This is a genomic window from Streptomyces sp. NPDC007907, assembly GCF_042959365.1.
In the GTDB taxonomy this organism is placed as follows: domain Bacteria; phylum Actinomycetota; class Actinomycetes; order Streptomycetales; family Streptomycetaceae; genus Streptomyces; species Streptomyces indiaensis.
The window spans coordinates 584,052-605,065 of sequence record NZ_JBIBKR010000005.1 but is presented as its reverse complement, the minus strand read 5'-3'; the positions used below and the strand labels follow the sequence as shown (position 1 = coordinate 605,065).

Here is a 21,014-nt window from a genome sequence, read left to right as displayed (position 1 = left end):
TTGACGAACTCTCTAACAACTGCGAGATTCGCCGGATGACGTTGCTGACGGGCGCGCGGGAGCGCAGGGTTCGGGCGGGCGAAGTCGAGCTGTGCGTGGCCGAGATGGGTGATCCGGGACGGCCGACGGTCGTCCTGCTGCACGGCTACCCCGACAGCAAAGAGGTGTGGTCCGAGGTCGCCGCGCGGCTCGCCGACCGCTTTCACGTGGTGGCCTACGACGTCCGCGGCCACGGCCGGTCGACGGCGCCGCGACCGCTGCGGGGCGGGTTCACGCTGGAGAAGCTGACGGACGACTTCCTGGCCGTCGCGGACGCGGTGAGTCCGGGCGCGCCGGTGCACCTGGTCGGGCACGACTGGGGGTCGGTGCAGGCCTGGGAGTTCACCACCGCGCAGCGCACCAGGGGCCGGATCGCTTCCTTCACCTCGATGTCCGGGCCGTCCCTCGACCACTTCGGACACTGGATCGGCAAGCGGATGAAGCGGCCCACCCCGCGCCGGGTCGCCCAGCTGCTCGGCCAGGGCGCCCGCTCCTGGTACGTGTACCTGCTGCACACGCCCCTGCTGCCCGAGCTGGCCTGGCGCGGCCCGCTCGGCAAGCGCTGGCCACGGATGCTGGAACGCGCCGAGAAGGTGCCCCGGGGTGACTACCCCACCGCGTCCCTGCCGTCGGACGCGGCCCACGGGGCCTGGTTGTACCGGGACAACGTCCGGCCCAGGATGCGCGCTCCCCGCCCGGACGCGCACGCCCACGCGCCCGTACAGGTCATCACACCCCTGGAGGACCGGTTCCTCTCGGAGCGGCTCCACGACGAACTGGAGCGGTGGGTTCCGCAGCTGACGCGCAGGACCATCCAGGCGGGGCACTGGGTCCCGCGCACCCGCCCCGACCGACTGGCCTCGTGGATCGAGAAGTTCGTGACGTCCGTCGAGAGCGGGCGGCCCCCGGTGGCGGCGGACGGCGAGCACGCCGAGCGCTTCGGCGGGCAGCTCGCGCTGGTCACCGGCGCGGGCAGCGGTATCGGGCGGGCGACCGCGCTCGCGTTCGCCGCGGCCGGTGCGCGCGTCGTGGCCGTCGACCGGAACGGGGAGGCGGCGGCACGCACCGCCGAGTCCTGCCGCCTTCGAGGCGCTGCCGACGCCTGGGCGGAGACGGTCGACGTCTCCGACGAGCAGGCCATGGAGAAGCTCGCCGACAGGGTCACCACCGAGTACGGGGTGGTGGACGTCCTCGTGAACAACGCGGGGATCGGACTGGCCGGTTCCTTCTTCGACACCACCCCGGAGGACTGGAAGAAGGTCCTCGACGTCAATCTGTGGGGCGTCATCCACGGGTGCCGGCTCTTCGGCCGGCGGATGGCCGAGCGTGGCCAGGGCGGCCACATCGTCAATGTGGCGTCCGCCGCGGCGTACCAGCCGTCCCGCGCGCTGCCCGCGTACAGCACCTCCAAGGCGGCCGTGCTGATGCTCGGCGAGTGCCTGCGGGCGGAGCTCGCCGGGCAGGGGATCGGCGTGACGACGGTGTGCCCGGGCATCGTGAACACCGCCATCACGTCGACCGCGCGCTTCGCCGGGGCCGACGCCCCGGAGGAGAAGAGGCTGCAGCAGCGTGCCGCCCGCCTGTACGGGCTGCGGAACTATCCGCCGGAGAAGGTCGCCCGTGCGATCCTGCGGTCGGTGACGCGCAACGAGGCGGTGGTGCCGGTGACACCGGAGGCGCGGGGTGCGCGGTGGCTGTCGCGGTGGGCACCGGGGGCGCTGCGAGGCCTGGCGCGGATGAAGCCGCCGATGTAGGACGCGGTGTGGCAGGTGCAGGTGAGGCACCGGCCGAGGCGAGGCGAGGCCCAAGTCCTCTGCTGTAGCGCCCAGTTGTCCACAGAAGCGTCAATTCCGCTGTGGATAACCATACTTCGCTGTGGACCAAACCTCCGAGGTGAAACTCGATCGCGTGATTCGGGTCTCTCCCGCACCCTGGTGGGATGGACGAAAGACGCACCGTGAAGGTGTCGAAGTACCTGTCGAAGCATCTGCGCCACCAGCCGGAACGCATCGGGCTCACGCTCGACGAGGCCGGCTGGGTCGAGATCGACACCTTGATCGCCGCGGCAACCGCACACGGCTTCCGGTTCACCCGCGACGAGCTGGACCATGTCGTCGCCACGAACGACAAACGGCGCTTCGCCGTCGAAGGCACCCGGATCCGCGCCAGCCAGGGCCACAGTGTGGACGTCGACCTCGGACTGGCGCCGGCCACCCCGCCCGCGCACCTCTACCACGGCACCGTCGCCCGCAACCTGGACGCGATCCGGGCCGAGGGCCTGCGCCCGATGAACCGGCACGCGGTGCACCTCTCGCCCGACCGGGAGACGGCGACCCGTGTCGGAGCCCGCCGGGGTCGGCCGGTCGTACTGACGGTCGACGCGGACGCCATGCACCGCGACGGCCATGCCTTCCAGGTCAGCGCGAACGGGGTGTGGCTGACCGAGGCCGTGCCGGCACGGTACCTGCACTTTCCCGACTAGACCGTGTCCACCCGGACGCGCACGGTGACTGTTTCACGTGAAACAGGGGGGACCGTCGGGGCTCCCTTAGGCTCGTGTCATGAGTCTGCGTCTGAGCACCGTGATCCTCCCGTACCGCCGCTGGCACGAAGGCGGCCGCGCGGCCTGGACGCGCGCCGAGCAGCTCGGCTTCCACACCGCGTACACCTACGACCATCTGTCCTGGCGCACCTTCCGGGACGGCCCGTGGTTCGGCGCCGTGCCGACCCTCACGGCCGCCGCGAGCGTGACCGACCGGCTGCGGCTGGGCACCCTGGTCACCTCGCCGAACTTCCGGCACCCCGTGACCCTCGCCAAGGAGCTGATCTCCCTCGACGACATCTCCGGCGGGCGGGTCACGCTGGGCATAGGCGCGGGCGGCTCCGGCTTCGACGCCACCGCGCTCGGCCAGGAGCCCTGGACCCCGCGCGAGCGGGCCGACCGCTTCGCCGAGTTCGTCCCGCTCCTCGACCGGCTGCTGTGCGAGGACGCCGTGTCGTACGAGGGCGACTTCTACTCCGCCCACGAGGCGCGGAACATCCCCGGCTGTGTGCAGCGCCCCAGGCTGCCGTTCGCGGTGGCCGCGACTGGGCCGCGCGGGATGCGGCTCGCCGCCCGGTTCGGGCAGGCATGGGTCACCACGGGCGACCCGAAGCTGTACGAGAACGGCACCCCTGAACAGTCGATTCAGGCCATTCGCGGGCAGGCGGAGCGGCTCGACGACATCTGCGCCGAGGTCGGCCGCGACATGACCGATCTCGACCGGGTGCTGCTCACCGGATTCACGCCGGACCGCGTCGGACCGCTCCAGTCCCTGAACGCGTTCGTCGACTTCGCCGGACGGCATGTGGAGCTGGGCTTCACCGAGATCGTCATCCACTGGCCGATCCCCGACTCGCCGTTCGCCGCGGACGAGAAGGTCTTCGAGCAGATCGCGATGGAGGCACCGGCGCAACTGCGCTGAGCGTCGACGGACAGGCCCGGGGGCCCCTGTTCAGGGCGGTATCCACTCACCTGTGCGGAGCCCCGCACGCCCGTGCAGACATGTGCGGGACAATGGCCGGGTGACCTCAGCGACCCGACAGCCCGAGACCGCGGCCGAGACCCTCCCACCGCGGCTGATCGCCACCGACCTCGACGGCACTCTGCTGCGCGACGACAAGTCGGTGTCCCCGCGTACGGTCGCCGCACTGGCCGCCGCTGAGGAGGCGGGCATCGAGGTCTTCTTCGTGACCGGCCGCCCGGCCCGCTGGATGGATGTCGTCAGCGACCATGTGCACGGCCACGGCCTGGCGATCTGCGGAAACGGCGCCGCCGTGGTCGACCTGCACGGCGGCCCCGGTGCCCACCGGTTCGTGAAGGTGCGGGAGCTGGCCCGGGAGAACGCCCTGGACGCCGTACGGCTGCTGCGCGACGCGGCACCGGGCACGGTGTACGCGGTGGAGCAGACCTACGGCTTCTACCAGGAGCCGGCGTACCCGAAGCTGCACATGGAGACACCGGACAGCCTCGCCCCGGCCGAGGAAGTGCTGGGCCCGGACCATCGGGCCGCCGCGGAGCCGGTGCTGAAGATCCTCGCCTACCACCCCGAGCTCGACCCCGACGCGTTCCTGACCCTGGCCCGCCTCGCCATCGGCGACCGTGCCGGCGTGACCCGCTCCAGCCCCAGCGCTCTGCTCGAGATCAGCGGTCCCGGAGTGTCCAAGGCAAGCACTCTCGCCCTGTGCTGCGCCGAGCGCGGCATCTCGCACGAGCAGGTCGTCGCCTTCGGTGACATGCCGAACGACGTGGAGATGCTGACCTGGGCGGGCCGGTCGTTCGCGATGGGCAACGCCCACCCGGACGTGGTCGCCGCCGCCTCGGGCCGGACGGTGGCGAACAACGAGGACGGGGTGGCGGTCGTGATCGAGCAGCTGCTGGCGGAACGGCCGTAGCAGCCGGAGCCGGGTCTGTCAGAGGGACACCCCGCGCGCGGTCAGCCACGAGACCGGGTCCACCGACGAGCCCGACTCCGCTGTGATCCGGGCCTCGAAGTGCAGGTGGGGCCCGGTGGAGTTGCCCGTGGTGCCGGACTGGCCGATCCACTGTCCGGGACTGACGTGCTCCCCCTGGTCGACCGCGAGCGAGGCGAGATGGGCGTACTGCGTGTAGTAGCCGCCCGCGTGCTTGAGCACGACCTCCATCCCGAACGGGCCACCGCAGGACACCTTCACCACCCGGCCCGCGCCCACGGCCCGTACCGGCGTCCCGATCGGCACCGCGAAGTCCTGCCCGGTGTGCCGGTTCGACCAGCGCGCACCACCGCTGCCGTAGGACGCCGACAGCTCGTACGTCTCCACCGGGGCGACCCAGTCCCCGTCGGTGAACCCCGTCACCGGCTGGTCGAGCCGGACGGCTCCGCGGCACGCCCCGGCGGCGACCGCGGCGTCCGCCTGTCCTTGAAGCTCCGAACGGGCCGTCTCCAGCTTCTGCTCGATGTCGGCCTTCAGAGCGGCCAGTTGCGTGTTGCGTCTCTCCAGCGCCTGCCACCGGTCGGCGGCCCTGGCCTCGTCCGCCGCCAGTCGCGCCTCGGCACGCCGGTTCTTGGAGATCGCGTTGTTCACGGCGAGGTCCGCCTGGGAGAAGGCGTGCTGACCGCGCATCAGGCTCTCGGGACTGTCGGCGAGGATGATGTGGGCGGCCACCGGCAGGCCACCGCTGCTGCGGTACTGGGCGCGGGCGATGCGGCCCAGGTCCTCGTGCAGGGAGGCGATGTGTCGCCGCTGCACGTCCAGGAGCGCCTCCGCCCGCTGGGCCTCGGCCCGCTGCGCGTCGGCCTCCTTGCGCCCGGCCTCGTACTGCTGGGTCGCCACCGCGGCCTCCTCGTACAGCCGCACCACCTCGGCGCTGAGGCCGGTCTCCGGGCCGGTGCCGGGTTCCTTGTGCGCTGTCGTCGGCCGGGCCGCGAGCACGGCCAGTGCACACAGCAGGACCGGAACGATCAGCCGAAGGCGGCGATATGAGCGCATGTCAGCGATCGTCACCCAGCACGCGGGCCCGGTCCTGTTCACGTCGTACGGCCGGGGGACCGGCTGCGCCGAACGGCCCAGTGCCCGTGGTGACCGGCTGGACCGGCTGCCCCGAAGGACTCGGTGCCCGTAGTGGCCGGCTGCGCCGAAGGTCCCGGTGCCCGTGGGTCGGCTGCTACCGCGCTCCCACCAGCGACTGTGCCGCCGCCTCGCGGTCCGCCATCCTTCGCAGCGGCCCGTCCACCGCCAGCAGGTCCGCGTAGGGACCACGCTGCACGACCCGGCCCCGGTCGAGCACGAGCACGTCGTCGACCGCTTCGAGGCCGGCCAGCCGGTGCGTGATGAGCAGCGTCGTGCGTCCCTCGGTGACGGCCAGCAGATCGGCGGTGAGCGCGTCGGCCGTCACCAGGTCGAGGTGCTCGGCGGGCTCGTCCAGCACCAGGACGGGGAAGTCGGCGAGCAGGGCCCGGGCCAGTGCCAGCCGCTGGCGCTGGCCTCCCGACAGCCGCGCCCCGTGCTCGCCGACGAGCGTGTCCAGACCCTCGGGCAGGCTGTCCGCCCAGTCCAGCAACCTGGCACGGCCCAGCACGGCGCGCAGCTCGTTCTCGGTGGCGTCCTTGCGGGCGAGCAGCAGGTTCTCGCGCAGCGAGCTGTCGAAGAGGTGCGCATCCTGTGCACACAGCCCGACGAACCTCCGTACGTCGTCACCGTGGAGCGCGTACGCGTCCACACCCCCGAGCGTGTACGACCCGGCCTCCGCGTCGAGGAACCGCAGCAGCGCCTGCGCCAGGGTGGTCTTGCCGGAGCCGGAGGGCCCGACCACGGCGATCCGGCGCCCCTCCTCCAGGGTCAGATCGAGCCTGCCGAGCGCCTCCCGGTCCTGCCCGGCGTGCCGGGCGGTCAGTCCCTTGACGACGACCGGGAACGGCGACGCGGGCGCCTGCCGGGGCCGCTCCGGCTCCCGCACCGGCTCCGGCGCGTCCAGCACCTCGTACACCCGTTCCGCGCTGCGGCGCACGCGCTGCCGGTACTGCACGGCGAGCGGCAGCCCGAGCACGGCCTCGAAGGCGGCGAGCGGGGTGAGGACGACGACGGCCATGGCCACGCCGTCGAGCCGCCCCGCGGCGACCGCCTGGGCACCGGCCAGGGCAGCGGCCGTGACGGTCAGCCCGGAGACCAGCGCGGTGAGACCGTCGCCCAGGGCGGTGGCAGTGGCCGCGCGCGAGGCGATCCGGGTCAGCGTTCCGTCGGCCTCGCGGGCCTGGGCGGTCCGCGCGGGCAGGGCACCGGCGACGGCCAGTTCCGCGGTGCCGGTCAGCAGATCGGTCACCCTCGTCGCGAGCACCCCGCGGGCGGGCGCCAGTGTGTGCTCGGCCCGCCGGGCCACCGCTCCGGTGATCAGCGGCACGCCGACCCCCGCCGCCAGGAGCCCGGCCGCGAGCACCGCCCCGGCCTCGGGCAGCAGCCACGCCGTGAAGCCGACCGACGCGGCCGAGACGACCAGGGCTGCCCCGGCCGGCAACAGCCACCGCAGCCAGTAGTCCTGCAACGCGTCCACGTCCGCGACCAGCCGGGACAGCAGATCGCCCCGGCGGACCCGGAGCAGTCCGGCCGGTGCGAGCCGCTCCAGCCGGCGGAACACCGCGACCCGGGTGTCCGCCAGCATCCGCAACACGGCGTCGTGCGACACCAGCCGCTCGGCGTACCGGAACACGGCCCGCCCGATCCCGAACGCCCGCGTCGCGGTGACGGCCATCATCAAATACAGCACGGGCGGCTGCTGCGAGGCTCGCGAGATCAGCCATCCCGAGGTGGCCATCAGCCCCACGGCACTCCCCAGCGCGAGACTCCCCAGCAGCAGGGCGAGCCCCAGCCGCCCGCGCCGGGCACCGGACAGCGCGCGGACGCGGCCGAGGACTCCGGCGGAAGCGGACGGTTCGTCGGACGCAGCCGGGGCGGTCGCCTCGGTCTCGACAGAGCGGGTCTCGGTGCCGGGCGCCGCGGCGGACGTCGCGGGCACCACAGGGGCGGCTTCGGGCTCCGCCAGCCGCACGACCCGGTCGGCGACCTCCAGCAGCGCCGGCCGGTGCACCACCAGCAGGACCGTCCGGCCCGCCACGAGACGGCGCACCGCTGCGACGACCTCGGCCTCGGTGGCCCCGTCCAGCGCCGCCGTCGGCTCGTCGAGCAGCAGCACGGACCGGTCCTCGAGGAAAGCGCGGGCCAGCGCGAGCCGTTGCCGCTGCCCGGCGGACAGCCCGGCGCCGTCCTCACCGAGCACTGTCTCGACACCCGCGGGCAGCGCGTCGACGAACTCCAGCGCCCCGGCGTCCCCAAGCGCCCGCCGGACGGAAGCGTCATCGGCACCGGGCCGCGCCAGCCGTACGTTCTCGGCGATCGTCCCGGCGTAGAGGTGGGGCCGCTGCGGCACCCACGCGATCCGGGAGTGCCACTGCTTCAGGTCGGCGTCAGCGAGATCGACACGCCCGACCCTCACCCGCCCCTCGGCCGGACGGGCGAACCCCAGCAGAACGCTCAGCAGCGTCGACTTGCCGGCGCCACTCGGTCCCACGAGTGCGACCGTCTCCCCGGGCTCGACGCGGAAGGTCACGTCCGAGACGGCATCCGCCGACCGCCCCGGGTACCGGACGGTCACGCCCTCGAAGGACAGCGCACCCTCCGGCACGGCCACGGAACCGGACGCCGGGACGGGCGTCTCCAGGACCTCGAAGATCTCCTCGGCGGCGGCGAGCCCCTCGGCCGCCGCGTGGTACTGGGCCCCCACCTGCCGCAACGGCAGATAGGCCTCGGGCGCGAGGATCAGGATGACAAGGCCGATGTACAGGTCCATCTCCCCGTGCACCAGCCGCATGCCGATCGTCACGGCGACCAGCGCCACCGAGATCGTCGCGAGCAGTTCCAGAGCGAAGGAGGAGATGAAGGCGATCCGCAGCGTCCGCATGGTCGCGCGCCGGTACTCGCCGGTGATGCGCCGGATCGACTCGGCCTGCGCCTTGGCCCGGCCGAAGACCTTCAGCGTCGGCAGCCCCGCGACGACGTCAAGGAAGTGCCCGGACAGCCGCGACAGCAGCTGCCACTGACGGTCCATCCGGGACTGGGTGGCCCAGCCGATCAGCACCATGAACACCGGGATGAGGGGCAGGGTGCCCACGATGATGGCCGCAGAGACCCAGTCCTCGGTGACGATCCGCGCCAGCACCGCCACCGGCACGACCACCGCGAGACCCAACTGTGGCAGGTACCGCGAGAAGTAGTCGTCCAGGGCGTCGACGCCTCGGGTGGCCAGGGCGACCAGTGAACCGGTCCGCTGCCCGCCCAGCCAGCCGGGCCCCAGCTCGACGGCACGCTCCAGCAGTCGTCCCCGCAGCTCGGACTTCACCGCCGCGCTCGCCCGGTGCGCGGCGAGCTCGGTGAGCCAGCCGACCAGCGCCCGCCCGACCGCGACAGCGGCCAACAGCAGCAGGGGAGTGCCGAGTCCGGACACCGCCATGCGGTGCTGGAACGCGCCGACGACCACCTCGGCGATGAGCATCGCCTGAGCGATGACCAGCCCCGCCCCCACGGCCCCGAGGGCCACGACCGCCACCAGGAACAGTCGGGTGGCACGGGCGTAGCGCAGCAGACGGGGATCGATCGGTTTCACGTGAAACACACCTCAGTGCACGGTCTCGGCGATGTGCTGCGTGCCGATCCGCTTGCGGAACACCCAGTAGGTCCAGCCCTGGTAGAGCAGGACGACCGGAGTGGCGATCCCGGCACACCAGGTCATGATCTTCAGCGTGTAGGGGCTGGAGGAGGCGTTGGTGACCGTCAGGCTCCAGTCCGGGTTCAGCGTCGACGGCATGACGTTCGGGAAGAGCGTCAGGAACAGCATCGCCACCGTGGCCACGATGGTGAGTCCCGACCACGCGAACGCCCAGCCCTCGCGTCCGGCCCGTGCCGCGACCAGGGCGATGAGGAGCGAGGCCACGGCAGCGACCATCGCCACCAGCGACGAACCGTCACCGCGGTCGGCCTGCGTCCACAGCAGGAAGGCGAGCGCCAGCAGGGCGGTCACCGCTCCGACGCGCAGCGCCAGCTTCCGCGCCCGCTCCCGGATCTCCCCGACCGTCTTGAGCCCGACGAACACCGTGCCGTGGAAGGTGAACAGGGACAGTGTGACCAGGCCGCCCAGCAGTGCATACGGATTGAGCAGGTCCAGAACGCCGCCGGCGTAGTTGAAGTCCTGGTCGATCTGCACGCCCCGCACGATGTTGCCGAAGGCGACACCCCACAGGAACGCGGGCAGCAGCGAGGCCCAGAAGATCGCCGTCTCCCAGTTGCGCTGCCAGTTCTCCTCGGGCCGCTTCACGCGGTACTCGAAGGCCACCCCCCGGACGATCAGGCAGACCAGGATGAGCAGCAGGGGCAGGTAGAAGCCGGAGAAGAGCGTGGCGTACCACTCGGGGAAGGCGGCGAAAGTGGCGCCGCCCGCGGAGAGCAGCCACACCTCGTTGCCGTCCCAGACGGGGCCGATGGTGTTGATCAGCACCCGCTTCTCGGGCCGGTTCCGGGCGAGCAGCTTCGTGAGCACGCCGACCCCGAAGTCGAAGCCCTCCAGGAAGAAGTAGCCGGTCCACAGGACGGCGATCAAGACGAACCAGACGTCGTGCAGTTCCATGACTGTGCAGCTCCCTCGGCCTAGTACGAGAAGGCCATCGGCTTGTCGGCGTCACGGGAGTCGCCGCCGATCTTCGTGGGCGGGTTGAGGTCGGCCTCGGTGAGTTCCGGCGGGCCCGCCTTGACGTACTTGACCAGCAGCTTCACCTCGACGATGGCGAGGATCGCGTACAGCGTGGTGAAGACGACCATCGACGTGATGACCTCGGCCTGCGAGACACCGGGGGAGACCGCGTCCCGCGTCTGGAACAGGCCGTAGACGACCCACGGCTGGCGGCCCATCTCGGTGAAGATCCAGCCCCAGGAGCTGGCGATCAACGGGAAGCCCAGGGTCAGGATCGCGATGCGCCAGTACCACTTGGTGAGGGTCGGGCCGAGTGCCTTCTTCGGCAGCAGGACGAGATGAGGCACCTCGTCGTCGCCCACCCTCAGGTGCTGCGGCAGCATGAACTTCTTGCGGGTCAGCCACAGCCCGGCCAGGCCGATGGCGAACGACGTCATACCGAAGCCGATCATCCACCGGAAGCCCCAGTAGGCGACGGGGATGTTGGGCCGGTAGTCGCCCGGTCCGTACTTCTCCTGCTCGGCCTTGTTGACGTCGTTGATGCCGGGGACGTACGAGCTGAAGTCGTCTTTCGCGAGGAAGGACAGCAGTCCGGGGATCTCGATGGCGACCTTGTTGTGGCCCTTGTCGACGTCACCGACGGCGAAGACCGAGAAGGGAGCCGGCTTCTCGCCGTCCCACAGCGCCTCGGCCGCGGCCATCTTCATCGGCTGCTGCTGGTACATGATCTTGCCGAGCACGTCACCGCTGACCGCGGTGAGGAGGCCGCCGATGACGACGGTGACCAGGCCCAGCCGGAGCGAGGTCTTCATCACGGGGACGTGCTTCTTGCGGACCAGGTGGAAGGCGGCGATGCCGACCATGAAGGCGCCACCGGTGAGGAACGCCGCGGTGAGCGTGTGGAAGACCTGGGCGAGCGCGGTGTTCTGGGTCAGCACGAGCCAGAAGTCGGTGAGCTCGGCCCGGCCCTTCGCCTCGTTGATCCGGTAGCCGACGGGGTGCTGCATCCAGGAGTTGGCCGCGAGGATGAAGTAGGCCGACAGGATCGTGCCGATGGAGACCATCCATATACAGGCCAGGTGGATCTTCTTCGGCAGCTTGTCCCAGCCGAAGATCCACAGGCCGATGAAGGTGGACTCGAAGAAGAAGGCGATCAGGGCCTCGAAGGCCAGCGGCGCACCGAAGACGTCACCGACGAAGCGCGAGTAGTCGGACCAGTTCATGCCGAACTGGAACTCCTGCACGATGCCGGTGACCACGCCCATCGCGATGTTGATCAGGAAGAGCTTGCCCCAGAACTTCGTCGCCCGGAGGTACTTCTCCTTCTCCGTCCGCACCCACGCCGTCTGCAGACCGGCCGTGAGCGCGGCCAGCGAGATCGTCAGGGGGACGAACAGAAAGTGGTAGACGGTGGTGATTCCGAACTGCCATCGCGCCAGGGTCTCCGGCGCCAAAGCCAGGTCCACGTCGCCGCTCCTTACATACGCTTGTGAAAGCGTTCACATTCACAAGCCATTATGCAGCACGGACATTCGAGCGCCCCGAGGGGGTCCCTGTCTCCCCCGTCACAGTCAACCCCTTGGCTGGAACTTCAACATATTGTTGAATCGACGGCATGCAAGCACCACTACAGATACGAATATCTTGGCCTTCGGGGCACCTCAACGCGTCGCTCGACGACACGGTCACCAGTCAGGCCCTCGCCAGGGCGCTGCCCCTCGTCTCCACGGCTCGAACCTGGGGCGCGGAGGTGTACTTCGACACGGGGGTTTCCGTTTCACGTGAAACAGGCGCCCGCGAGGTCGTCGAGCCGGGGACCGTCGCCTTTTGGACCGACGGTGACGCCCTCGCCCTCCCCTACGGGCCCCACGCCGATCTCACGGGGCGACGAATGCCGTCTCGCCGGGCCGTGCAATGTCCTGGGCCGCCTCGACGGCGACCCGGGACTGCTCGCAACCGTGCGGGACGGCGACCCCGTCCGCGTGGAACTCCTGGACCTCTGACCGGACACGCGGAGCGCGACAGCCTTCCAGTCCTTGACCGGACTCGCGGAGCGCCACAGCCTCCTTGTCCGTAGCGGACTCGCGGAGCGCCACAGCCTCCTTGTCCGTGCCGGACTCGCGGAGCGCCACAGCTCCCTGCATCCCGGTAGGCACACGAAGCCCTACTGCTCCTTGCGGAACCCTTCCGACACCTTCAGGAAGATGTCGTTCCCCTCGGCCTCCCCGACCGTCACCCGCACACCCTCGCCCGGGAACGGCCGGATCACCACTCCCGCCTGCTCACAGGCCTGCGCGAAGGCGACCGTGCGCTCCCCCAGCCGCAGCCACACGAAGTTGGCCTGGGTCTCCGGCACCGTCCAGCCCTGCGAGCGCAGCCCGTCGACCACGCGCGTGCGCTCACACACCAGCGAACCGACCCGGCCGAACAGTTCGTCCTCGGCGCGCAGTGAGGCGATCGCCGCCTCCTGCGCGAGCTGGCTCACGCCGAACGGCACCGCCGTCTTGCGCAGCGCCGCCGCCACCGGCTCATGGGCGATGGCGAAACCGACCCGCAGGCCGGCGAGGCCGTACGCCTTGGAGAAGGTCCGCAGGACACAGACGTTGGGCCGGTCGCGGTAGATCTCGACACCGTCCGGCACCTCGGGGTCGCGGATGAACTCACGGTAGGCCTCGTCGAGGACCACCAGGACATCGCGCGGGACCCGGTTGAGGAACCGCTCCAGCTCCGCCCGCCGCACCACCGTGCCGGTCGGGTTGTTGGGGTTGCAGACGAAGATCAGCCGGGTCCGGTCGGTGATCGCGTCGGCCATCGCGTCGAGGTCGTGCACATCGCCGGGGGTCAGCGGTACCTGGACCGACGTCGCGCCGCTGATCTGCGTGATGATCGGGTACGCCTCGAAGGACCGCCAGGCGTACATCACCTCGTCGCCGGGGCCGGACGTGGCCTGGATCAGCTGCTGGGCGACACCGACCGAGCCGGTACCGGTGGCCAGGTGGGAGAGAGGCACGCCGAACCGCTCGGACAGCTCGTTCATCAGCGCCGTACAGGCCATGTCCGGGTAGCGGTTGAAGTTGCAGGCCGCCGCCGTCACGCTCTCCATCACGCCCGGCAGCGGCGGATACGGGTTCTCGTTGGAGGACAGCTTGTAGGCCACCGGCCCACCTGCCGCGGCGGGCTTGCCCGGCTTGTAGGTGGGGATCCCCTCCAGCTCGGCGCGCAGCTTGGGGCTCGTCTCGCTCACCGCAGTCCTCCTCGTGAAGACCGGCGGCCCATGACCGCCGCCGACATCCAATACTCCTCACCTTATGAGGATTCGGCGCCGCTGCGTATAGCCACGACCGAGCGGCCGGCCCCGTCCTCCTCTGTCCCACGGGCATCTGGGGCATCACCACACCAAGGCGTATGAATGCGGGGGCGCGCCGCACATATATCTATGCGCCGGTGGTGTACGCCGTGGCGCGCATCCCCCGTGCAGGTGAGTTGAGACCTCTTCGCAACCTCAGCCACTTGGCAGGCACGTGCGCGCCGACAACACACGTACTGTCAAGAAAGCGCTCAACCTCCTTGAGTTCCAAGGCAATTGAAGTGAAATGATCATGCAGAAACGTGCCTGTCAACGCGTGCATATGCGTCCGCACTACCCCACCGCATGAGCCCTACTATCGGCTCGCCATGACAGCAGCAGGGAAGCACCAGGTGAGTCGCGCGGAAACCTCACGGCGAGGCAGCCGACCGGGTCGGGCCGGCATCAGAGACGTGGCCGCCGCCGCCGGAGTCTCCATCACGACCGTCTCCGACGCCCTCAACGGCAAGGGCCGGCTCCCGGACGCCACCCGGCGCCATGTCCGGGAAGTCGCCGACCGGCTGGGCTACCGGCCCTCGGCCGCCGCCCGGACCCTCCGTACCGGCAAGTCGGGCCTCATCGGCCTGACCGTGACCACGTACGGGGATGAACCTTTCACCTTCACGGAGTTCGCGTACTTCGCCGAGATGGCACGGGCCGCGACCTCCGCCGCGCTCGCCCGCGGCTACGCCCTCGTCATCCTGCCCGCGACCTCCCGCCACGACGTGTGGTCGAACGTCGCCCTGGACGGCACGGTCGTCATCGACCCCTCCGACCAGGACCCGGTCGTCAGCGAGCTGGTCCGGCAGGGGCTACCGGTGGTCTCCGACGGCCGCCCGGCCGGTGCGCTGCCGGTCACGGCCTGGGTCGACAACGACCACGAGGCCGCCGTCCTCGGCATCCTCGACCACCTGGCCGCCGCCGGCGCCCGCCGCATCGGTCTGCTGACCGGTACGACGACGGACACCTACACCCACCTGTCGACCACCGCATACCTGCGCTGGTGCGAGCGCGTGGGACAGGACCCGGTGTACGAGGCCTATCCGGCGCACGATCCATGCGCGGGCGCCGTCGCCGCCGACCGCCTCCTCGCCCGGCCCGACCGGCCCGACGCGGTCTACGGACTGTTCGACCCGAACGGCACCGACCTGCTCGCCGCCGCCCGCCGGTACGGCCTGCGCGTCCCCGACGACCTGCTGCTGGTCTGCTGCAGCGAGTCCACGGTGTACGCCAACACCGAGCCGCCCATCACCACCCTCTCCCTGAAACCGCGCCGCATCGGCACCGCGGTGGTGCAGCTCCTCATCGACGCCATCGAGGGAGTGCAATCCGACCACACGGTGGAGCAGGTGATACCGACGGAGCTGATCGTGCGCACCTCGTCCCAGCGACGCCCGCCGCGCACGACGGTCAGCCCCCCGCGATCGCCCGAGGGCGCCTAGGCCCCGCACCGGGCCAGGGGGAAGAACGCACTCCCGGGGAGAAACAGGGCCGGTCCCCCGGAGAGAAGGGATCGTTCTCGCGAAGAGAAGAAGGGCGAAGGCGGTCACACGGTGGTCAAAGCCCGGCCCAATCGGGGCGAAAGCCGCGGTGAACTGGACTCTTGCTCTGATTCAGCACCCCTGGGTCATCACATGGCGCGATCCGCATTCCTATGATGGGCCCACGGCACCCGCGGGCCGCCACGACCAGGCAGTCCGATGCGGTGCAACGCGGCGCGATGGTGGAGGGGTCGATGACTCAGGGGGCCGGTCAGGGACCCGAGGTGGAGCGGACGGCGACGCTGCGCGACTTCCGGGTGCCCGCGTACGTCCACGAGGCCGGTCCGTACATCCACAGCGTCCGCCCCGAGGTCGCCCCGCCGCCCGAGGAGACCTACCCCGAGGGATACACGCCGACCCAGCGCGACCTCCCCGTCGTCAACCGGGGTGACACTGTTCAGGTGACCGTGGATCCCGAGACCGCCGCCCCGCAGTCCACCACCGGGCAGGGCCCGCTGTACGTCGTGGGGGACGTGCACGGCTACCTCGACCAGCTGGTGTCCGCCCTCCAGGAGAAGGGCCTGCTCGACGCGGCCGGCAACTGGTGCGCGGGCACCGCCCGGCTCTGGTTCCTCGGCGACTTCACCGACCGCGGCCCGGACGGCATCGGCGTCATCGACCTGGTCATGCGGCTGTCCGCCGAGGCCGCCGCGGCCGGCGGCTACTGCAAGGCGCTCATGGGCAACCACGAGCTGCTCCTGCTGGGTGCGAAGCGGTTCGGCGACACCCCCGTCAACTCCGGAGCAGGCACCGCCACCTTCCAGGCGGCCTGGCTGCTCAACGGCGGCCAGAAGACCGACATGGACCGCCTCCAGGACCACCACCTGCAGTGGATGTCCCGCCTGGACGCCGTCGAGGAGGTCGACGGACACCTGCTCGTCCACTCCGACACCACCGCCTACCTCGACTACGGCCGCTCCATCGAAGAGGTCAACGACACCGTCCGCGAGACGATCACCCGCAACGACGCGGACGAGGTCTGGGACCTGTTCCGTAAGTTCACCAAGCGGTTCTCCTTCCGCGACGAGGGTGGCGCGGACGCCGTGCGCTCCCTGCTCGATACGTACGGCGGCACTCGCATCGTTCACGGGCACAGCCCGATTCCGTATCTGCTCGGCGAGGTCGGCTCGGAGGAGGACGAGGAGAGCCGCGACCCCGTGATCGAGGGCCCGCACGTCTACGCCGACGGACTCGCCATCGCGATGGACGGCGGCGTGACCATGGCCGGAAAGCTGCTGGTCCAGCAACTGCCGCTGGAGACGTGAACGTTCACCGCGCCGGCGTCCCGCGTCGGCGGACCGGGCCGGTGAGGGGCCAATTTCGGTAAACCCCCTGTCACCGCATACCGTCGCCGCTCTACCATCGGCTTATCCGTAGCAGGCTCCCCTCCGTTTCTGCCCGACGGCTCGTCAGCATGCCGAGCCCCAAGCCCTACGGAGCATCGGGGGATGCACATGAACAGCGTTCCGCAGCACCTGCTGAGCGAGGACCGCCAGGAATACGAGCGGATCCTCGATGAGGCGCTGCGCTCCGCACCACACCGTCCGGAACTGGCCGCTGTCGGACAGCGGCTCAACCCCGAACAGCTGCGCACCATGGCCCTGAGCGCCACCGCGCTCATCACCGCGGCCGCGGCGACCGAATACCAGCACTACGTCAAGGTCCGCGACGAACTGCGCCAGCCGGCGTCGGCCGGTTCACCGGCCGTGCGCGGCTCCGGGTCCGGCTCCTCCGAGCCGGGCACGGACGCCTCGGGGCTCGCCGCCACCGTGGGAGGGGTCGCGGAGGCCACCGGCGCGGGCGCCGTCGCCGTCGTCGCCGTCCTCGCACCCGTCCTGGCCGGGACCGCCGCGGCGATCTTCCTGCTCGTCGGCTACCTCCTGCGGATGCTCGACCCCGACCAGGGATTCGCCCGGACCATGCTCACCACGGGCTGGGTGTTCGGTGCCGTGACCGCGGTCGCGATCCTCGTCGCCGCCGTGGGGCTGCTGCTCACCGCCCTGCGCAACAAGCCCACGGCCGAGGTCGGGCCGTACGGCGAACTGCGGGGCGAGGTGGCCCAGGCCAAGGAGGCCTGGCACGAGGCCCTGCTGGAACGCGGCATCCTGCCTTTTCTGCAGGAAGCACTCGCCGACCCGGGCGCGGCCGCGGCCCTGCACCCCACGCCCTCGTCCACACCGGTCAGCCGCATGCCGCACCTCGGCTACGACCGCCCGGGGTTCACGAGCCCCGACGACGGCGACCGCGGCTCGCGCCCCAGCTTCAGCAGCCCGGACTATTCCAGCCCGGACTTCGGAGGACCGGAGCACCAGCCGGACTGACCGTCGGAACATCCCTCGGGGTCCGTTCCGAGCGGCGGCTCCCACAGGCCGGGGGCCGGGGCCCACCCGCCCCCGGGCCTGTGCGCGGGCGGTCAGTCCGCGATGGCAGGTACACGCGGTTGCCGCTCGCGGCGAACTCCTTCGACTTCAGGGCCATGCCCTCCTCGATCTCGTTCCGGGTGCCGCCGTGTTCCCGGCGGATGTCCTGCGAGATCTTCATGCTGTAGAGCATTACTAGAACCTACACATGCGCTACGGTCGTCCCAGCAGCCCAGACATGGACCGAGGGGGAACACGTGGGCAAGCGCGAGGAGTTGGTCAGCAAGCTGCGAGGTACGCCCGAGGGACTGCCGTCCGTCGAGGAAGTGCGCGCCATGCTGGCTTCCGACCCGGAGCTGAAGTGCGTCGTCTGCTACGCACGGATCTCGTTCGACGGCCGGGTGAAGGACGCCCACGGCGTCGAGGACCAGCACCGGGACATGACCGAGACCGCCCGCAGGTTCGGATGGCTCGTCGTCTACCGCTACACGGACAACGACAAGAGCGCGAGCAAGGAGAACATCGTTCGCGATGACTTCGAGCAGCTGCTTGCCGATCTTGCCGCCGGGACGACGCCGGACGGCTATCCGATCCACGGCGTTATGGCGGTCAACGACGACCGGCTGTACCGGCGCCCGAGTGACTGGGAGCGGTATCTGAAGGCGTTCACCACGCAGGAAGGTCGCGTCTACCACGACTCGAATGGCATCCAGGACCTCTACGCAGAAGGGTTCGAGATCAAGGGGCTTCTGGGGGTCGCCATGTCCCTCAGCGAGACGAGGAAGAAGGAGCGTCGGAGCCGGAACAGCCACCGCAGCCGGGCGATCCGCGGGCAGTCGGTAGCGGCATGGCGCCCCTTCGGATGGGAGGACGACAAGGTCTCGTTGCGCCCGGACGAGGCAGAAGCCATCCGTCAGGCGGTGAAGGACGTGATCGCGGGTGCCTCCATTTCCGAGATCACGCGCCGGTGGAAGGAGGCCGGCTTCATCACGAGTCGTGGGAACGCTTTCCAGTACCAGACCGTCAAGCAGGTCTTGGTGAACGCGCGGCTGTGCGGATATCGCGAGATCAAGGGCGAGCTTGTACGTGACGGCGACGATCAGCCCATCGTGGGCGAGTGGGAGCCGATCATCACTCCGAAGGAGTGGTTCGCGGTCACGGCCAAGATCAAGGAGCGTGGCCGAGGAACCGGGATGCCGCGCGGTGGCCTGGTCCACAAGTACCTGCTGACCGGCATCCTGCGATGCGGACACGTGCTGGAAGACGGCACGGTCTGCAACAACAAGATGATCGGAATCAAGGCGAACGACTGGCTCAAGTACCGGCACGCCTACATGTGCAAGAAGACCGTGGACGGCGGCTGCAACAAGACCTACAAGCGGGGCGACAAGACGGACAAGGCCATCGAGGAACTGGTCATCGCCAAGCTGGAGCGCGACGCGGCGAGCAAGGCCCAGGATGTACCGGACTGGGACAAGGCCGATGCCCTGGAGCGAGCCGTCAGGAGCCGCAACGAGCTGGAGCGGCGTTGGCACGACGACGAAGACACGGACATCGACGATGAGACGTTCTTCCGCAATCTCCCGGTCCTCGAACGGCGGATCAAGGAGCTTCGTGCGGATCAGCGGGCGCACGAAGCTCTGAAGGCGGAGGCCGAGGAGGCCAAGGAAGACGTCAGGAACGCGTGGGGATCGAAGACGCTCACGCAGAAGCGCGAGGCGATCAAGAAGGTTCTGAGCGCCGTGATCGCAGTGCCGGGTGGCAAGGGCAACAAGACATTCGACCCTGAGCTTCTCAAGCCTGTGTGGCGGACTTCCGAGTGAGCTGAAGGCCGAGGATCTCCCCCACGCTCCGCAGTGAACGAAGCGCTCGCCCGTCTGGACGAGGACGAGTAACAGCTACGAAGGACGCCAATCGCGCGGCGCGTCGTCGTTCCTCAAGGCAGCGATGCGCCGGCGGTACTCGGCCGCCGTCCCTTCGTCCTCCCGTACGTTCTGCATCAACCACGTGGTCATGCCGAACTCTTGGAGCCGCCGGAGCGTGTCGTAGCCGTGCCAGTCGTGCAGGTCCCGCCCGTACGCCCGCACGAAGTCGGCGTACTGCTCTACGGTCTGCCACCCCAAGCTGTGGTGCTCCACCGAGGTGACCATCAGGTCCCACTCAGGATGATCGAAGCAGAATGCTTCGAAGTCGATCAGGATGACTTCCCCCCGGTCGTTGACCATGAGGTTCTGCACGTGAGCGTCACCGTGGACCGGCCCCTTGGGCGTCTCGAACCGCAAGCCCTCGAACTGGTCCCGCAGCTCACTCCACCGCTTGCGGAGGAAGACCCTGTCATCTTCCGGGATCGCTGCCTTGCTGATCCGCAGTTCCTGCTTGTCGAAGGGGTTGAACGAGGGCAGCTCCAGGCCAACGGGCAACGTCATGGAGTGCAGGTCTCGCAGGATGCCGCCGAGTTCCCCATACGTGGCCTTGCGGCTGCCCTCGACGATGAGCCGCCAAAAGGTCACCGGGTGGCCATCAATCAGGAACGGCTGCTCCAGCCCATCGACCAGGCGCGCGGCAGGGAACCCTTCCTCGGCCAACCACTGTGACACCGCAACCTCAACGCGTGCCTTGGGCAGCCACGGTTCTCCACGCGCCACTCGCACGATCACTGGCTCTGCGTCCAGGCGGAAGAGCGCGTTCTCTCCCAGCCGGATCAGCTCGGCCCCTCTGTCGTCCAACCCGGCCGCCCGGCATGCCGCAGTCATCACCTGCGCGGCCCTCGTGGATGTGAACCCCTCTTGCGATCGAGCAGCGTCAAGCGCCATGCCCGTACCAGCTCCCCTAGTCGCGCGCGATCCTCCGGCGGACGCGATAGGTGACCAACCCAACGTACGCCAGACACGGCTTAGACCGTACCCGTCGCTGACTGCCACACCCCAGCCCACCCAGCTCCGGCAAATCGAGGGTGCTTGCCTGAGATGCACCACAGGAGTCCCGGAGGCATCCTGGGAATGAGCCGTCATCGGAGAGTGCAGCGCTATCTCACGTGCTGGCTCGCGAGCAGTCGACAGCTTCTGAAACGCTCTCCCCCCTCGCCTCTCATCTTTTCCTGCGGCTCGCCAATCGATGCCAGCAATCATCTAAGGAAATACGATGAGCCGCACCCCAGACCGCAATAAATGTCGCTTCTCCAATGGATCAGAAATGAAGGCCCTGAGAGTCTGGGTAGTCATAGTCTTGCTAGGCCTCTGGAAACATTTGACCGGCCGCAGACGCGCGACTCTAACCGCAAACCCCAATGTACCCTCGTGGAGCGCGAAAATACCCTCTCATAAAGCGAAGAAACCATGGCTCGAGCTTCCGCTAGTTTGGATCGGATACCTGAGCACGGAGATTCATCGCAAGGAATGCGAGCTAGGGAAGGTTCGATACTCTGATCAGCAGTGCGAGCGGGAGGTGCTACTCGCCGGAGCCAAAAGGCATCTAGA

General features: G+C 69.6%; 14 protein-coding genes and 1 pseudogene. 9 read left to right on the top strand and 6 right to left on the bottom strand.

The features are described from left to right. Nucleotides 1-35: 35 nt before the first annotated feature. The 4 genes from ACFZDI_RS23535 (at nucleotide 36) to ACFZDI_RS23520 (ending at nucleotide 4,473) form a co-directional block, all read left to right on the top strand. Nucleotides 36-1,793 carry an SDR family oxidoreductase gene (locus ACFZDI_RS23535; RefSeq protein WP_391252984.1) on the top strand — a complete coding sequence of 586 codons (1,758 nt, stop codon included), beginning with the start codon at nucleotides 36-38 and terminating at the stop codon, nucleotides 1,791-1,793. 185 nt (nucleotides 1,794-1,978) lie between these two features. Further along, nucleotides 1,979-2,521 carry an RNA 2'-phosphotransferase gene (locus ACFZDI_RS23530; RefSeq protein WP_391252982.1) on the top strand — a complete coding sequence of 181 codons (543 nt, stop codon included), beginning with the start codon at nucleotides 1,979-1,981 and terminating at the stop codon, nucleotides 2,519-2,521. A 79-nt stretch (nucleotides 2,522-2,600) separates the two neighbouring features. After that, complete coding sequence (locus ACFZDI_RS23525) at nucleotides 2,601-3,503, top strand: LLM class flavin-dependent oxidoreductase (protein WP_391252980.1); 903 nt, start codon at nucleotides 2,601-2,603, stop codon at nucleotides 3,501-3,503. Between the two features lie 82 nt (nucleotides 3,504-3,585). Further along, nucleotides 3,586-4,473 (top strand): Cof-type HAD-IIB family hydrolase, encoded by an 888-nt coding sequence (locus tag ACFZDI_RS23520; RefSeq protein ID WP_234750380.1) that lies wholly within the window; start codon nucleotides 3,586-3,588, stop codon nucleotides 4,471-4,473. 18 nt (nucleotides 4,474-4,491) lie between these two features. Here the strand turns inward: ACFZDI_RS23520 and ACFZDI_RS23515 are convergent, their stop codons facing one another. The 4 genes from ACFZDI_RS23515 to ACFZDI_RS23500 all read right to left on the bottom strand — a co-directional run bounded on the left by ACFZDI_RS23515 (nucleotide 4,492) and on the right by ACFZDI_RS23500 (nucleotide 11,757). Next, nucleotides 4,492-5,547, bottom strand: a complete 1,056-nt coding sequence (locus ACFZDI_RS23515) for a peptidoglycan DD-metalloendopeptidase family protein (protein WP_234750378.1) — start codon at nucleotides 5,545-5,547, stop codon at nucleotides 4,492-4,494. Nucleotides 5,548-5,722: 175 nt separating this feature from the next. Next, the gene (cydD, locus tag ACFZDI_RS23510) at nucleotides 5,723-9,211 is read right to left on the bottom strand and encodes a thiol reductant ABC exporter subunit CydD (RefSeq protein WP_391252978.1); all 3,489 of its coding nucleotides are present in this window, start codon (nucleotides 9,209-9,211) and stop codon (nucleotides 5,723-5,725) included. Between the two features lie 12 nt (nucleotides 9,212-9,223). Continuing rightward, nucleotides 9,224-10,228 (bottom strand): cytochrome d ubiquinol oxidase subunit II, encoded by a 1,005-nt coding sequence (gene cydB / locus ACFZDI_RS23505; protein ID WP_391252976.1) that lies wholly within the window; start codon nucleotides 10,226-10,228, stop codon nucleotides 9,224-9,226. A 20-nt stretch (nucleotides 10,229-10,248) separates the two neighbouring features. Next, nucleotides 10,249-11,757 (bottom strand): cytochrome ubiquinol oxidase subunit I, encoded by a 1,509-nt coding sequence (locus tag ACFZDI_RS23500; RefSeq protein WP_391252974.1) that lies wholly within the window; start codon nucleotides 11,755-11,757, stop codon nucleotides 10,249-10,251. Between the two features lie 149 nt (nucleotides 11,758-11,906). Here ACFZDI_RS23500 and ACFZDI_RS23495 point away from each other — a divergent pair. After that, a pseudogene (locus ACFZDI_RS23495) lies at nucleotides 11,907-12,294 on the top strand (cyclophilin-like fold protein). Nucleotides 12,295-12,455: 161 nt separating this feature from the next. On the opposite strand, the gene hisC reads toward ACFZDI_RS23495, so the two are convergent. Then, the gene (gene hisC / locus ACFZDI_RS23490; protein ID WP_391252972.1) at nucleotides 12,456-13,535 is read right to left on the bottom strand and encodes a histidinol-phosphate transaminase; all 1,080 of its coding nucleotides are present in this window, start codon (nucleotides 13,533-13,535) and stop codon (nucleotides 12,456-12,458) included. A gap of 431 nt (nucleotides 13,536-13,966) precedes the next feature. On the opposite strand from hisC, the gene ACFZDI_RS23485 reads away from it, so the two are divergent. The 4 genes from ACFZDI_RS23485 (at nucleotide 13,967) to ACFZDI_RS23470 (ending at nucleotide 19,361) form a co-directional block, all read left to right on the top strand. Continuing rightward, entirely contained in the window at nucleotides 13,967-15,079 is a 1,113-nt protein-coding gene (locus ACFZDI_RS23485; RefSeq protein ID WP_234750368.1) for a LacI family DNA-binding transcriptional regulator, read from the top strand. Nucleotides 15,080-15,357: 278 nt separating this feature from the next. After that, complete coding sequence (locus ACFZDI_RS23480; protein ID WP_391253236.1) at nucleotides 15,358-16,443, top strand: metallophosphoesterase; 1,086 nt, start codon at nucleotides 15,358-15,360, stop codon at nucleotides 16,441-16,443. Nucleotides 16,444-16,626: 183 nt separating this feature from the next. Then, nucleotides 16,627-17,499, top strand: coding sequence for a hypothetical protein (locus ACFZDI_RS23475; RefSeq protein WP_391252970.1), 873 nt, complete (start codon nucleotides 16,627-16,629; stop codon nucleotides 17,497-17,499). A gap of 296 nt (nucleotides 17,500-17,795) precedes the next feature. Beyond that, on the top strand, nucleotides 17,796-19,361 hold the full coding sequence (locus ACFZDI_RS23470; protein ID WP_391252968.1) for a recombinase family protein: 1,566 nt from the start codon (nucleotides 17,796-17,798) through the stop codon (nucleotides 19,359-19,361). Nucleotides 19,362-19,436: 75 nt separating this feature from the next. Here ACFZDI_RS23470 and ACFZDI_RS23465 read toward each other — a convergent pair whose 3' ends face one another. After that, on the bottom strand, nucleotides 19,437-20,351 hold the full coding sequence (locus tag ACFZDI_RS23465; protein ID WP_391252966.1) for a phosphotransferase: 915 nt from the start codon (nucleotides 20,349-20,351) through the stop codon (nucleotides 19,437-19,439). Nucleotides 20,352-21,014: the final 663 nt, after the last annotated feature.

Excerpts from the sequence above, each read along its gene's own strand:
- ACFZDI_RS23485 (WP_234750368.1), top strand. The coding sequence starts at position 13,967 with ATGACAGCAGCAGGGAAGCACCAGGTGAGTCGCGCGGAAACCTCACGG.
- ACFZDI_RS23465 (WP_391252966.1), bottom strand. The coding sequence starts at position 20,351 with ATGGCGCTTGACGCTGCTCGATCGCAAGAGGGGTTCACATCCACGAGG.
- ACFZDI_RS23480 (WP_391253236.1), top strand. The coding sequence starts at position 15,358 with ATGGTGGAGGGGTCGATGACTCAGGGGGCCGGTCAGGGACCCGAGGTG.
- cydB (WP_391252976.1), bottom strand. The coding sequence starts at position 10,228 with ATGGAACTGCACGACGTCTGGTTCGTCTTGATCGCCGTCCTGTGGACC.
- ACFZDI_RS23535 (WP_391252984.1), top strand. The coding sequence starts at position 36 with ATGACGTTGCTGACGGGCGCGCGGGAGCGCAGGGTTCGGGCGGGCGAA.
- ACFZDI_RS23530 (WP_391252982.1), top strand. The coding sequence starts at position 1,979 with ATGGACGAAAGACGCACCGTGAAGGTGTCGAAGTACCTGTCGAAGCAT.
- ACFZDI_RS23515 (WP_234750378.1), bottom strand. The coding sequence starts at position 5,547 with ATGCGCTCATATCGCCGCCTTCGGCTGATCGTTCCGGTCCTGCTGTGT.
- ACFZDI_RS23475 (WP_391252970.1), top strand. The coding sequence starts at position 16,627 with ATGCACATGAACAGCGTTCCGCAGCACCTGCTGAGCGAGGACCGCCAG.
- ACFZDI_RS23525 (WP_391252980.1), top strand. The coding sequence starts at position 2,601 with ATGAGTCTGCGTCTGAGCACCGTGATCCTCCCGTACCGCCGCTGGCAC.